Genomic DNA, 642 nt, shown 5'->3' with positions numbered 1-642 from the left:
GCTTATAGCTGGGATTGTAAGCCTCCGGATCGACAGATTTAAGCAAGTGGCCAATGCACCACGTGACTTTATCTTCTCCGCACTCAAAGTAACCGTTCTTTTTTGACGGCTTTCCGTCTGTCAAGGCGTTTGCGATGTCCAGGGCAAGAGTAGGTTTTTCAGCGATATACAGTTTCATGATTCAACCTATATATTCATTCGATTTGTCGCCACAAATAGGGCGGAATTTTATCAAAGGAGCGACCGGTTGCTATTTCGACGCCGCGATGGTCAGCAGCCGCCAACACGGACAGCGCCTCATCAGCGGTCACTTTTTTAAGCAGCCGCTCGACCATAAAGTCGAGGGTTTCTTGATTGCTACAACGTCGAAACTTCAACAAGTACGCTTGTTTGTTCAATGGACTAGCCCCGGACCTTACCGAATGTGTCCAGTATCATATCAGAGTAGGCCGGATCGGAGCCTTCACAGCGTCCTAAAAATGCTTTCCGAGCATCAAACGTTGGTTGCGGTCTGAACTTGCCGCGTTTCTTGACTTCGATGCTGAAAAACTTCTTCTCGGCGGATTGGCAATCCGCACCACCACTATTGCCTGTCAACTTGCCGTACATGCACAGCGTGACGGTGCAAGCGTCCGTCTCACC

2 protein-coding genes are annotated in these 642 nt (G+C 49.5%); both read right to left on the bottom strand.

Going from position 1 to position 642, the window contains the following annotated elements; genetic code table 11:
- Positions 1-194 precede the first annotated feature (194 nt).
- The gene (locus ALO43_RS28795) at positions 195-398 is read right to left on the bottom strand and encodes an Hha/YmoA family nucleoid-associated regulatory protein (RefSeq protein ID WP_157062294.1); all 204 of its coding nucleotides are present in this window, start codon (positions 396-398) and stop codon (positions 195-197) included.
- A gap of 4 nt (positions 399-402) precedes the next feature.
- The coding region (locus tag ALO43_RS12495; RefSeq protein WP_054997607.1) for a TrbM/KikA/MpfK family conjugal transfer protein at positions 403-642 on the bottom strand (240 nt) is incomplete at its 5' end.

This window comes from Pseudomonas tremae, assembly GCF_001401155.1.
Taxonomy (GTDB): Bacteria; Pseudomonadota; Gammaproteobacteria; order Pseudomonadales; family Pseudomonadaceae; genus Aquipseudomonas; species Aquipseudomonas tremae.
Note: the sequence above shows the minus strand (reverse complement) of the source record. Positions and strands in the feature narration are given on the sequence as shown.